The following is a 13,192-nucleotide window of genomic DNA, read 5'->3' on the forward strand; positions in this document are numbered from 1 at the left end:
TTTACCGACACGGGTGTATTGCGTAGCCAAACAGTGATGGAAAAGAGCGGCAATAGCGAAGTGTCGAAAAGATAAGTGCGCGAATGCTACCCAAAAATGTGATTAAGTTCAAGGTTGAACCTAACTTTGAGTAATATATCTGTTAATTTTTATTCGATTAGTAGATATGAAAAAGGCTGCTTTAATAAGCAGCCTTTGATTCTATTTACTCGCGATTACCTATCAGTAATCACTAGTAGTTTGGCTTAGTCATCGCCGCGCCAGCTTTGTTCGACGCTGCCTGACTGCCTGCACCTTTCGATACAAAACGTTCAGTGCGGAACGGAGCTGCAATCACTTCAATCTCTTTGATCTCTTGAGGACCAGGAGCTTTAGTCATTGGTGAACCGGCTTGCTTCTTAGCAACAGCTGCCTTTGGTGCCGCTTTAGGAGCTTCTGCTTTAACAACAGGTGCTTCTTCAACTTTTGCACTTTCAGCTTTAGGCGCTTCAGCTTCAACAACTGGTGTTGTTTCTGCTTGCACAGCTTCTGCTACAACAGGCGCTTCAACTTTCGTCGCTTCTGCAATCACTGGAGCTTCAACTTTCGCGGTTTCAACAACCACTGGTGCTTCTTCAACGACTGCAGGAGCTTCAACTGCAGCAGGAGTCTCAGCTACTTGAGCTTCAACAGCAGCATCTTCACGACGGATGATAACTTTACCCATTGCAAGCTCTGGACATGCGAAGCCGCCAGTCATTGCTACGTTGCTTTGTGGTGCCGTCTCTAGAGCAACATTCTGCTCTTGAACAGATGTTTGAGCTTCAGCTGCTACTTGAACTTCAGCCACTTCAGGCTTTGCCTGCTTGTGGTGAGGTTTTGGAATGAAGCGAGGCATCACTTTACCCATAGCCATCTCTGGAGAAGCTACACCACCTTTACGTAGGCGGAATGGGTTAGGGCGACGATCACGACCGCGACGACGACGTTGACCACTTGCACGTAGGTGACGTGGAGAACGACGGTTACGACGTTGTTTCGGCTCTTCCTGTTCAGTTTGCTCTGCATTCGCTTGAGTTGCTTCTACTTGTTCCGCAACTTTTTGCTCTTGAGCTACTGACTGTTCTTTTGAAACAGATAGTTCTTTAGCAGCAACCTGCTCTTTTGAAGCGTTATCTTCAGCTTGAGCTTGTTGGTCTTTAACACGAACTTGCTTGTTCAGTTTACGACGCTGACGACGCTCTTTAATCTTAGCTGCTTTCGCTTCAGGTTTAGCCTTAGGCGCTTCCGGTTTACCAGCTTGTGCTTCTGCTGCTAGCTGTAGACCTTCTTCTGCTAATTTAGATGGTGCTTGCTCTTCGCGTTGCTTCTGCTCATCACGTGGCTTGTTGCGACGGTCTTGCTTAGGCTTGCGAGGCTGACGAGTTTGCTGTGGAGCTGCTTCTTTTTGCTCTTCAGGCTTCTCATCACGAGCTGGCTTACGGCGGCGTTTGTTGTCACGGTTTTCGTTACGATTGTCACCACGTTCACCACGGTCGTTACGCTGTTCGCCACGCTCACCACGTTGGTTACGACGACGGTTATCGTTACGATCACGGCGTTGACGGTTGCCGTTGTTACGATTGTTTTTAGGTTTTTCTTCTTCTTTCTTCTCTTCTTCTTTTTTCTCTTCTTGAGTTGAAGAGCCAAATAAGAAGCTACCGATAGCTTTGAAGAAACGACCAATTAGGCCTGGTTCTTGAGTCGCTGCTGGTTCAGCTTTCTTCTCTTCTACAGCTTTAGGTGCTGGAGCAGGAGTTGGTGCTGATTGAGCAGGAGCTGCGAAGCCTTTCAGAGCAGGTTCTTCGATCTTCTTAGGACGAATAGTCTGTTCAGCAGGCTCTTTGCTTTCCGCTTCTTTTAGAGCTTCTAGCTTGTTAGGCAGCAAGTAAGATAGTAGATCGAACTCTTCACCTTCACGAACACGGATAACCTCAAAATGCGGCGTTTCCATGTCTGAGTTAGGAACAACAGTGATCTTAACTTCTTGGTTCTTCTCGATGTGGTTTACTGAGCGACGTTTTTCGTTCAGAAGGTAAGAAGCGATTGGAACAGGCACAACAGCAAGTACTTGTGCTGTGTTGTCTTTTAGAGCTTCTTCTTCAATCAAACGTAGAACAGAAAGTGCTAGAGATTCGTTATCACGAACAACACCAGTACCTGTACAACGAGGACAAATGTGGTGGCTTGCTTCTGCTAGTGATGGGCTCAAACGTTGACGAGACATCTCTAGAAGACCAAAGCGAGAAATACGACCAATCTGAACACGTGCGCGATCTAAACGAACGGCATCACGTAGACGGCTTTCTACTTCGCGTTGGTGGCGAACCGGGGTCATATCGATAAAGTCGATTACAACAAGACCACCTAGGTCACGTAGACGTAATTGACGTGCAATTTCATCGGCAGCTTCTAGGTTAGTGTTAAGTGCTGTTTCTTCAATATCGCCGCCCTTTGTTGCACGAGCAGAGTTGATATCGATAGAAGTCAGTGCTTCTGTTGGGTCGATTACGATAGAACCACCAGATGGAAGACGAACTTCACGTTGGAAAGCAGATTCGATCTGGCTTTCAATCTGGTAATGGCTGAATAGTGGCACTTCACCATCGTATTTCTTAACGCGATTCATGAAATCTGGGCGTATTAATTGAATGTGCGCTTGTGCACGTTCAAAAATAGTATTGCTGTCGATTAGAATCTCGCCAATATCACGACGTAGGTAGTCACGAATTGCGCGAACAATAACGTTACTCTCTTGGTGAATTAGGAAAGGAGCTGCATTTGAATCAGAAGCTTGCTTGATAGCGCCCCAATGGTTCAATAGAACATTCAGGTCCCACTCTAGCTCTTCTGCGCTTTTGCCAACACCCGCTGTACGCACGATTAAGCCCATACCTTGAGGAAGCTCAAGAGTGCTTAATGCTGCTTTCAGTTGAGTGCGTTCATCACCTTCGATACGACGAGAAATACCGCCAGCACGAGGGTTATTAGGCATAAGAACTAAGTAACTACCAGCCAAAGAGATGAAAGTTGTCAGTGCAGCACCTTTGCTACCACGTTCTTCTTTCTCTACTTGTACGATTACTTCTTGGCCTTCTTTTAGCACTTCTTTAATGCTAGGACGGCCTTGGTATGTATAACCTTCAGGGAAGTATTCGCGGGCAATTTCTTTAAGAGGGAGGAAACCGTGACGTTCTGCGCCGTAATCAACGAATGCCGCTTCTAGGCTTGGTTCAATACGGGTAATACGTCCTTTGTAGATATTCGCTTTCTTTGACTCGTGACCTGGACTTTCGATATCTAGATCGAACAGTCGTTGGCCATCAACCAAAGCGACACGCAACTCTTCTTTTTGAGTTGCGTTAATTAACATTCTTTTCATTTAGAAATTCTCATTGTCTTTTCTTATTTTCATCATTGTTCTTATCGCTTTATTTCGTTTCTCATGGTGCCAGATCCCATGGCTTTATCGGTGCAGCCTCCCGGCTGGAGAGGGATGCTCTGGGGCACGTCAGTCATCATAGGGAGTTAGCCTATGATCCGCGATGTGGCGGTGAATACTCAACATGAGTGTACGTGAGTAGAGCGATAAGGAACTCAGTTGACCGTGTCTTACGCCGATTGCAGCACTGTCTAATCTGAGTTATCTACTCATTTACTTGCTTATGAATGGTTAACTGTTTAAATAATAGTCAAACCACTGATAGCAGCTGTGAACTATAGCAGCGGTCGGTAAACACAGCAATCTGCTTTGTCGGAATGCTGTAAAAAAAACAGTTTTTGTTTGGGTTTTGATAGCTCTAACTCACTGTCTATAAATAATTTATCAATTGATATTTTAATTTGCAGGAATCTTGATGCTTTTTTGTTCGAAGAATCAAAGAAATATAGAACTTCAATGACCATTTTGGGATAGATCGGTAAGGATTAGGGATAAATAAGTTCGGAATAGGGCTAAGAAAATATCAATTATCAAAAGTGACAGTGATACAATAGCGCAATGAGCGAAATTAGAACCCAAGTCCAATTCGTCGACATTGACGAAGATATGGCTGGTCAGCGTATTGATAACTTCTTACGCAACCAATTAAAAAACATCCCGAAAAGCATGATTTACCGAATCGTGCGTAAAGGCGAAGTCCGCGTAAATAAAAAACGCATTAAGGCTGAGTACAAACTAAAAGCTGGCGATTTAGTTCGTATCCCTCCGGTTACTATTGAAGAGAAAACAGAAGAGAACGTGCCGAGCACGAAACTCAACAAGGTTTCAGAATTAGAACAGTGCATCATTTATGAAGATGATCACATGCTAATTCTTAACAAACCGTCTGGCACTGCTGTTCATGGTGGTAGCGGATTAAAATTTGGCGCGATTGAAGCATTACGTGCTCTTCGCCCTGATGCTCGTTTTCTTGAATTAGTGCACCGTATCGATAGAGATACGTCTGGCATTTTGCTTGTTGCTAAGAAGCGCTCGGCGCTAAGACACCTTCAAGCACAGTTCCGTGAAAAAACGGTTCAAAAATACTACTTCGCTTTAGTTATGGGCGAATGGAAGAACAGCTGCAAAGTCGTCAACGCACCTTTGTTGAAAAATGAAGTGAACAGCATTGTTCGAGTTAACCCGAATGGTAAAGCTTCTGAAACCCGTTTTAAGGTTTTAGAAAAATTCCAAGAGGCGACGTTGATTCAAGCAAGCCCAATTACAGGCCGAACACACCAAATTCGTGTGCACGCTCAGTATACTGGTCACCCAATTGCTTGGGATGATCGCTACGGTGATCGTCGTTTTGACGCTTACACGGGTAAGGTTGGTCTTGATCGTCTGTTCCTACATGCAGCAAACATCAAGTTCACACACCCAGGTAGTGAAGAGAAGATGGATATCTCGGCGCCAATGGAAAGAAGGCTAGAGAAAGCCCTAACTGGTTTACGTAAGCTTTAAGAAGATACGAGATACGAAGGTATAGAGTGCCTCTAAATTTGTTCTTCAGTATCCATAAATGAGAAAGGTTGACGAATATCGTCAACCTTTTTTGTTTTCATCTGTTGTAGAAGATCCCCAAGTCGCTCGTTCCTCGCTCTTGAGGATGACGACTTTTTAAAATACGCTCTATATCATTAGTTGGTTAGATAAAATTGCGTGTTCCGCCATTCCCTAGACTGACGAAGGAAGGAGTAGGGAATCTCTAACAAAGAGAGCGTATCCGTTATAGTACCCCCATTCCTTGCGCTTCTAACATATCGACTAGATCGATCAGCGGTAAGCCGATCAAAGTATTTGGGTCTTTCCCTTCCATCTGTTTAAACAACGCGATGCCTAACCCTTCACACATAAAGCTACCTGCGCAGTAATAAGGCTGCTCTTTTTCAACATAACTAATGATCTGTTGCTTAGTTAAATCGCGGAAATGCACTACAAAGGTGTCGAGACGTGTGTCAGCTTCATTGGTTTCGTTGTTCCAAACCGAAAGCCCAGTATAAAAAGTAATGCTCTTGCCGCTTTGACGAGATAACTGCTCGATCGCTTTTTCTCGAGTGTGAGGCTTACCAATGATCTCTCCATCAATTACGCAAACCTGATCAGAACCAATGACTAAGCTAGGTTGCTCCACAACACAAGACTTAGCTTTGGTCTCAGCAAGGCGCATCACCAGCTGTTGAGGCGTCTCTTCAGGAAGCGGCGTTTCATCGCAGTCTGGCTTGGCTGTAATGAAGCTTAACTGTAGTTTTTTGAGGATCTCTTGCCTAAATGGTGATGTAGAGGCTAAAACTAGTTGGTAATTTCTCATTTTAATTTACAATTCAAGGAAGCATTTATCTCAGGATAACGTAACTTGTCCTGCTATTCATAATGCTCTGAATAGGAAAGGCAGGAAAGTACATTTTTTTTGCCATTTCCTTTGACTAAACACGATTTGGAAGATAAGATTCGCGCCCTATGCAAAAGGAAAAAATACCGCGTACAGTTGATCCGGCAAGAACGGCTCAAAAACGACTCGATATGGATGGTATCATCCAGGTCAGTCTTTTGAAGCGTTTAACTGAAGCAACTGAAGGCGTAAAACGTGACGCGCAAGTCTCAATGTCATTTGGGCTTGATGAACAACGATTAGTCGTTATCTCTGGTAAAGCTAACGTCGAAGTCGATTTAGAGTGTCAACGTTGTAATGAGGTTTTCGCACATGAGTGCGATGTCCAATTTACTTATACTCCTGTTTACAGTGAGAAAAGTGAAGAGGAAGCACCGGAAGAGTACGATTTGGTAGATCTGAACGAGTACGGTGAGTTAGACCTGATTCAATTAGTTGAAGACGAGTTCATCCTTGGATTGCCACAAATAGCAATGCACGACGATGCGAAATGTAGCGTTAACTCAAATAACTTGGTGTTTGGTGAACTTCCTGAAGAAATTGAGGAAGACAAAAAGCCGAATCCATTTGATGTTTTAAAAAGCTTAAAGAAGTAATTGCTTCTTTAAGAATTTACATAGGAGTAGGGTCAATGGCCGTACAAAAGAGCAAGAAATCACGTTCAATGCGTGGCATGCGTCGTTCACACGATGCGCTAACTACAGCTGCACTTTCTGTAGACGCAACTTCAGGTGAAACTCACCTACGTCACAACGTGACTGCCGAAGGTTTCTACCGCGGCAAAAAGGTTATCAACAAGTAAGGTTGACCTTTGCAAAATCTAACCGTTGCGCTTGATGCAATGGGCGGGGACTTCGGTCCTCGTGTAACAGTGCCTGCCGCCGTGCAGGCACTGTCGTATTTCCCAGAGCTAAAAGTCATTCTAATAGGTGATCGAAACGCGATCACATCTCAATTATCTTCATTAGGTCGAATGCCTGATTCTCGTTTGAGTATCCAGCATTGTGATCGAGTCATTTCCAATTCTGAAAAACCTTCACTAGCCTTACGTAATAGTCAGGGTAGCTCTATGCGTGCCGCTATCGATCTGGTTGCCGAATCACAGGCTGATGCTTGTGTGAGTGGTGGTAACACTGGCGCACTGATGGCTTTATCCCGTTTCAGACTCAAGCTTCTTCCCGGTATTGATAGGCCTGCATTGGTTTCAGCTTTGCCTACTGCATCCGGAAATCGCACATGGATGCTTGATTTAGGGGCGAACGTTTCTAGTGACGCAGATTCACTGTTTCAGTTTGCTGTCATGGGCAGTGCATTAGCAGAACAACATTTAGGTCGCGCACCACGTGTCGCTATCTTGAATATCGGTGCAGAAGAAATTAAAGGCAATGACCTTGTAAAACGATGCGCTGAAATGTTGTCTAATACTCAGTCTGTGAACTTCATAGGCTATATTGAAGGTAATCAATTACTTCAAGATGCTGCTGATGTCGTCGTATGTGATGGTTTTGTGGGCAATGTCTGCTTAAAAACGTGCGAAGGTACGGCTCAGCTCTTTATTGATAAGCTAAAAACGCGCATGATGGCTTCAACAATAAAGGGTTGGATAGCCAGAATGCTGTTTTCTGAGCTATTTACTGAATTAAAAACCTTGAACCCCGACCAGTATAACGGCGCAAGTTTGTTAGGATTGCGCGGCATTGTCATTAAAAGTCATGGAAGTGCTGATGTGTCTGCAGTCGTCAACGCGATTGGTGAAGCAGTACACGAGGTCAAACGACAAGTCCCCAGCCGCATTAGCGATCGTTTGGAAGCGGTTTTACTCGAGAGGCATTATTAGTCTTCATGTATAGCAAAATTTTAGGTACTGGCAGCTACTTGCCATCTCAGGTGCGTACTAACGCAGACTTAGAGAAAATGGTAGAGACTAGCGATGAGTGGATCGTTGCTAGAACGGGTATTAAAGAGCGTCGTATTTCAGCGGAAAACGAAACCGTTGCTGATATGGCGTTTTACGCTGCTGAAAATGCCATTGAAATGGCAGGTATCGACAAAGAAGAGATTGATTTAATCATCGTTGCGACAACCAGCAGTAGCCACACATTCCCGTCTTCGGCATGTCAGGTACAAGGCAAGCTTGGTATCAAAGGCTGCCCTGCGTTTGATTTGGCTGCAGCGTGTTCTGGTTTTGTCTACGCACTGTCTGTTGCTGATCAACACATCAAGACTGGCATGTGTAAGAACGTTTTGGTAATTGGTGCTGATGCACTGTCAAAAACCTGTGATCCGACTGACCGCTCTACTATCATCCTATTTGGTGATGCAGCAGGCGCGGTGGTTGTAGGCGCAAGCGAAGAGCCAGGTATTTTGTCTACTCATATTTACTCTGATGGTAAATACGGTGAGCTTCTAAGCCTAGAAGTACCAGAGCGCGGCGGTGATGCAGACAAATGGCTGCACATGGCGGGCAACGAAGTATTTAAAGTGGCGGTAACTCAGCTTTCTAAGCTAGTTAAAGACACCTTAGCGGCGAACAATATGGATAAGTCAGAGCTTGATTGGTTAGTTCCACACCAAGCGAACTACCGTATTATCTCGGCAACCGCTAAAAAGCTGACGATGTCGCTTGATCAAGTAGTGATTACTCTTGATAAGCACGGCAACACGTCAGCAGCTACCGTACCAACGGCCCTAGATGAGGCTGTTCGCGACGGGCGAATTAAACGTGGTCAAACGCTTCTACTTGAAGCATTTGGCGGCGGCTTCACTTGGGGTTCTGCGTTAGTTAAATTCTAACCCTAAGCGATAATCAACAAACAAGGCACATAACTTATGTGCCTTATTCAATTTTTTGCTTTGCTTAAAGGAAAATTACAATGAGCAAATTTGCTATCGTATTCCCAGGCCAAGGCTCTCAAGCTATCGGTATGCTTGCTGACCTAGGCGAACAGTATGATGTTGTTAAAAAGACATTTGCTGAAGCTTCAGAAGCACTTGGTTACGATCTATGGGCATTGGTTCAAGATGGTCCTGTAGAAAATCTAAATGAAACTTTTCGCACTCAACCGGCTCTATTAACAGCGTCTGTTGCAATTTGGCGTGTATGGCAAGAGCTTGGCCTAGAGCAACCTGTAAATCTAGCAGGTCACAGCCTAGGTGAATATTCTGCTCTTGTATGTGCCGGCGTTATCGACTTTAAAGAAGCGATCAAGCTGGTTGAACTACGTGGTCAACTGATGCAAGAAGCGGTTCCTGCAGGTGTTGGTGCAATGTACGCAATCATCGGTCTAGACGATGAAGCGATTGCTAAAGCGTGTGAAGAAGCTGCGCAAGACGAAGTTGTGTCTCCAGTTAACTTTAACTCTCCTGGCCAAGTTGTTATCGCGGGTAACAAAGCTGCAGTAGAGCGTGCTGGTGCACTTTGTAAAGAAGCGGGCGCTAAGCGTGCACTTCCGTTACCTGTTTCTGTGCCGTCTCACTGTGCACTGATGAAGCCAGCAGCAGATAAGCTAGCAGTGGCTCTAGAAGCTCTAGAGTTCAACACGCCAGCATTGCCTGTTATCAATAACGTTGATGTTATTGCTGAAACAGACCCTGCAAAAATTAAAGACGCACTTGTTCGTCAGCTATACAGCCCAGTTCGTTGGACTGAAGGTGTACAAGCGATGAATGAGCAAGGCGTTGAGAAGCTACTTGAATTAGGCCCTGGTAAAGTTCTTACTGGTCTAACAAAACGAATCGTAAAAACTATGACAGCTGCTGCAGTTAATGATACTGCATCACTAGAAGCTGCTAAGTAAATAACCACTTAATAGAGAAGTTATGATGAATTTAGAAGGCAAAGTTGCACTAGTTACAGGCGCAAGCCGTGGCATCGGTCGTGCAATCGCTGAACTTTTAGTTGAGCGTGGTGCTAAAGTTATCGGTACTGCGACATCTGAAGGCGGCGCAGCTGCAATCAGCGAGTACCTTGGTGAGAACGGTAAAGGTCTTGCTCTTAATGTAACGGATACTGACTCAATTGCTGCTACACTGAAAACCATCAACGATGAATTCGGTGCGATTGACATTCTAGTTAACAACGCAGGTATCACTCGTGATAACCTACTGATGCGTATGAAAGACGACGAATGGAATGACATCATCGATACTAACCTAACTCCTATCTTCCGCATGTCTAAAGCTGTATTGCGTGGCATGATGAAGAAGCGTCAAGGTCGTATAGTAAACGTTGGTTCTGTAGTAGGTACAATGGGTAACGCTGGTCAAGCTAACTACGCAGCTGCAAAAGCAGGCGTAATTGGTTTTACTAAATCAATGGCTCGTGAAGTTGCGTCTCGTGGCGTTACAGTGAACACTGTAGCTCCTGGTTTCATCGAAACTGACATGACTAAAGCGCTAAATGATGACCAACGTGCAGCAACTTTGGCGAATGTACCAGCAGGTCGACTAGGTGACCCTCGCGAAATCGCTGAAGCTGTGGTATTTTTGGCGTCACCTGCGGCAGCTTATATCACAGGTGAAACACTTCACGTCAATGGCGGTATGTACATGGTGTAAATTATGTGCAACATTTGTGCATGATTTAAGTCAAGATCATACGTAATTTCGGTTAAAATCGTGAAAATTGTGGTTTGACCAGAAAAGTTGACCTTGCAACTTTCAATAGATTGAATAAACTACGGAAAACATCGCATAAAGCGAACTCTGTAAAGGAAAAGAAAAAATGAGCAACCTCGAAGAACGCGTAAAGAAAATCATTGTTGAACAGCTAGGTGTAGACGAAGCTGAAGTTAAAAACGAAGCTTCTTTCGTTGATGACCTAGGTGCAGATTCTCTAGACACAGTAGAGCTAGTAATGGCTCTAGAAGAAGAATTTGACACTGAAATCCCAGATGAAGAAGCTGAGAAAATTACTACTGTTCAAGCAGCTATCGATTACGTAACTAGCGCTCAGTAATAATCTCTCCCAGGCGGTCACCTCGACCGCCTGTGTTTTATCTAACTCATCTATCCTCATCTTAAATCACCTCAATCCCCGGAGTGTAAAATCGTGTCCAAGCGTCGTGTAGTTGTCACTGGCATGGGTATGTTGTCACCGGTAGGCAACACTGTAGAATCTTCTTGGAAAGCCCTGCTAGCTGGTCAAAGTGGTATCGTTAATATCGATCATTTTGATGCAACCAATTTCTCAACTCGTTTTGCAGGTCTAGTTAAAGACTTTAACTGCGAAGAGTATATGACTAAAAAAGATGCTCGTAAGATGGACTTGTTCATCCAGTACGGCGTCGCAGCAGGTATTCAAGCTTTAGATGATTCAGCCCTAACTATTACTGAAGAAAACGCTCCACGTGTGGGTGTTGCTATCGGTTCTGGTATTGGTGGTCTTGGTTTGATCGAAGCCGGTCACCAAGCTCTAACTGAAAAAGGCCCTCGTAAGATCAGCCCGTTCTTCGTACCGTCGACGATCGTGAATATGATTGCTGGTCACATGTCTATCATGCGTGGCCTACGCGGTCCAAACATCGCGATTTCTACTGCATGTACGACTGGCCTACATAACATTGGTCACGCGGCTCGTATGATTGCATACGGCGATGCAGACGCAATGCTAGCGGGTGGTGCTGAAAAAGCATCAACTCCACTAGGTATGGGCGGTTTTGGTGCGGCTAAAGCACTTTCTACTCGTAACGATGAGCCTCAAAAAGCTTCTCGTCCATGGGACAAAGGCCGTGATGGCTTCGTTCTTGGCGACGGTGCAGGCATGATGGTTCTTGAAGAGTACGAACATGCGAAAGCTCGTGGCGCTAAGATTTACTGTGAGCTAGTTGGCTTCGGTATGTCGGGTGACGCTTACCACATGACATCTCCAAGTGAAGATGGCTCTGGTGGCGCACTAGCAATGGAAGCGGCTATGCGTGATGCTGGCATTACTGGTGAACAAATCGGTTATGTAAACGCACACGGTACTTCGACTCCTGCTGGTGACGTAGCGGAAGTTAAGGGCATCAAGCGTGCTCTTGGCGAAGCAGGCAGCAAGCAAGTATTGGTTTCTTCTACGAAATCAATGACAGGCCACCTTCTAGGTGCTGCTGGTTCTGCTGAAGCTATCATCACGGCTATGTCTCTGGTTGACCAAATTGTTCCACCAACAATCAACCTAGATGATCCTGAAGAAGGCTTAGATATTGACTTAGTACCTCACACTGCGCGTGAAGTTAGCAACATGGAATATGCTGCATGTAACTCATTCGGTTTCGGTGGTACAAACGGCTGTTTGATCTTCAAAAAGATTTAATCATCTTATTAAAGACGTAAACACTCGTAGATAGTCACAATTAGACTTGTTTTTAAACGGCTTGATGCTTTAGCATTGAGCCGTTTCTTTTTATGGGGAAAAACATGTTTTGGGTTGATGGAGAAAGCCAGCAAACTATCGATATTTTGGATCGCTCGTTTCAGTACGGAGACGGCTGTTTTACGACAATGCTCGTGAGTGATGGTGAGATACAACATCTTCACGAGCATCAGCACCGTGTCGACGAGTGCCTTAAAGCGCTACGCATTTCTGCTCTTGATTGGGATGTTGTTAGTCTTTGGCTCGATACTGCGCTTCAACACATCCAACATAACGCTCTTCATGGCACAAAGAGCCTTGATGGTTCAAAGAAGCTCCATAACGCCAACAAGCCTCATAATCAAAAAGCAGGGATCAAGCTGCACGTTAGTCGTGGAGCGGGTGGGCGTGGCTACAGTACCAAGAATATCGCCAAGCCGACAATCACCATCAGTACCTTTGATTACCCAAGCCATTATTCAGTGTGGCAAGACTCCGGTGTTGAACTCGGTATCTGCCATCAAGCGCTAGGTTTGAGCCCACTACTGGCTGGCCATAAGCACAATAATCGCCTTGAGCAGATTTTGATGAAAGATGAAATGGATCAAGCTAATGAAGTGGATGGTGTGGTTCTTGATATATCGGGCAATGTGATTGAAACCACCATGGCCAATCTGTTCTGGCGCAAAGGTCAGTCGATATACACACCTCAACTCACTCAAAGTGGTGTCGCGGGGGTTATGCGTAAGCAAGTGTTAACCGCGCTGAATCAGGCTGAACTTTCCGTTACAATTAGTGACTACTGCTTATCTCAACTCATGCAAGCTGATGAGGTTTTCATGACAAACTCCATTTTAGGGGTTGCCCCAGTTACCCGTATTAGTGATACCCAATTTAACATTGGAACCGTTACTCGTAGCCTTCAAGGACAACTAAACTCGTGATCAAAAAGTTATTTATTTTTATT

Annotated in this window: 12 protein-coding genes; 10 read left to right on the forward strand and 2 right to left on the reverse strand. The window is 44.8% G+C overall.

Going from position 1 to position 13,192, the window contains the following annotated elements:
* Positions 1–232 precede the first annotated feature (232 nt).
* Positions 233–3,400, reverse strand: a complete 3,168-nt coding sequence (gene rne, locus AB4323_RS17400; protein WP_065583974.1) for a ribonuclease E — start codon at positions 3,398–3,400, stop codon at positions 233–235.
* A 618-nt stretch (positions 3,401–4,018) separates the two neighbouring features.
* Here rne and rluC point away from each other — a divergent pair.
* Positions 4,019–4,963, forward strand: a complete 945-nt coding sequence (gene rluC / locus AB4323_RS17405; RefSeq protein ID WP_017054981.1) for a 23S rRNA pseudouridine(955/2504/2580) synthase RluC — start codon at positions 4,019–4,021, stop codon at positions 4,961–4,963.
* A 265-nt stretch (positions 4,964–5,228) separates the two neighbouring features.
* Here rluC and AB4323_RS17410 read toward each other — a convergent pair whose 3' ends face one another.
* Positions 5,229–5,810 carry a nucleoside triphosphate pyrophosphatase gene (locus tag AB4323_RS17410; protein ID WP_017067204.1) on the reverse strand — a complete coding sequence of 194 codons (582 nt, stop codon included), beginning with the start codon at positions 5,808–5,810 and terminating at the stop codon, positions 5,229–5,231.
* Positions 5,811–5,959: 149 nt separating this feature from the next.
* Between AB4323_RS17410 and yceD the strand changes: the two genes are divergently transcribed.
* The 9 genes from yceD (at position 5,960) to pabC (ending at position 13,169) form a co-directional block, all read left to right on the forward strand.
* Complete coding sequence (gene yceD, locus AB4323_RS17415) at positions 5,960–6,487, forward strand: 23S rRNA accumulation protein YceD (protein WP_017062153.1); 528 nt, start codon at positions 5,960–5,962, stop codon at positions 6,485–6,487.
* A gap of 35 nt (positions 6,488–6,522) precedes the next feature.
* Positions 6,523–6,693: a 50S ribosomal protein L32 gene (gene rpmF / locus AB4323_RS17420; protein ID WP_004737376.1), complete on the forward strand. Its 171-nt coding sequence runs from the start codon at positions 6,523–6,525 to the stop codon at positions 6,691–6,693.
* A 9-nt stretch (positions 6,694–6,702) separates the two neighbouring features.
* Positions 6,703–7,728 carry a phosphate acyltransferase PlsX gene (gene plsX / locus AB4323_RS17425; RefSeq protein ID WP_017062152.1) on the forward strand — a complete coding sequence of 342 codons (1,026 nt, stop codon included), beginning with the start codon at positions 6,703–6,705 and terminating at the stop codon, positions 7,726–7,728.
* 5 nt (positions 7,729–7,733) lie between these two features.
* On the forward strand, positions 7,734–8,684 hold the full coding sequence (locus AB4323_RS17430) for a beta-ketoacyl-ACP synthase III (RefSeq protein ID WP_017054985.1): 951 nt from the start codon (positions 7,734–7,736) through the stop codon (positions 8,682–8,684).
* 80 nt (positions 8,685–8,764) lie between these two features.
* Positions 8,765–9,688 carry an ACP S-malonyltransferase gene (fabD, locus tag AB4323_RS17435; RefSeq protein WP_017063479.1) on the forward strand — a complete coding sequence of 308 codons (924 nt, stop codon included), beginning with the start codon at positions 8,765–8,767 and terminating at the stop codon, positions 9,686–9,688.
* Between the two features lie 25 nt (positions 9,689–9,713).
* Positions 9,714–10,448 carry a 3-oxoacyl-ACP reductase FabG gene (gene fabG, locus AB4323_RS17440; RefSeq protein WP_029235138.1) on the forward strand — a complete coding sequence of 245 codons (735 nt, stop codon included), beginning with the start codon at positions 9,714–9,716 and terminating at the stop codon, positions 10,446–10,448.
* Positions 10,449–10,614: 166 nt separating this feature from the next.
* A complete protein-coding gene (acpP, locus tag AB4323_RS17445) occupies positions 10,615–10,848 on the forward strand; it encodes an acyl carrier protein (protein ID WP_004737381.1) in 234 nt (77 codons plus the stop codon).
* 93 nt (positions 10,849–10,941) lie between these two features.
* The gene (gene fabF, locus AB4323_RS17450; protein WP_010437291.1) at positions 10,942–12,186 is read left to right on the forward strand and encodes a beta-ketoacyl-ACP synthase II; all 1,245 of its coding nucleotides are present in this window, start codon (positions 10,942–10,944) and stop codon (positions 12,184–12,186) included.
* Between the two features lie 104 nt (positions 12,187–12,290).
* Entirely contained in the window at positions 12,291–13,169 is an 879-nt protein-coding gene (gene pabC / locus AB4323_RS17455; protein WP_372152987.1) for an aminodeoxychorismate lyase, read from the forward strand.
* Positions 13,170–13,192: the final 23 nt, after the last annotated feature.

The organism is Vibrio sp. 10N.261.52.C11 (assembly GCF_041471405.1).
GTDB classification, from domain to species: domain Bacteria; phylum Pseudomonadota; class Gammaproteobacteria; order Enterobacterales; family Vibrionaceae; genus Vibrio; species Vibrio crassostreae_C.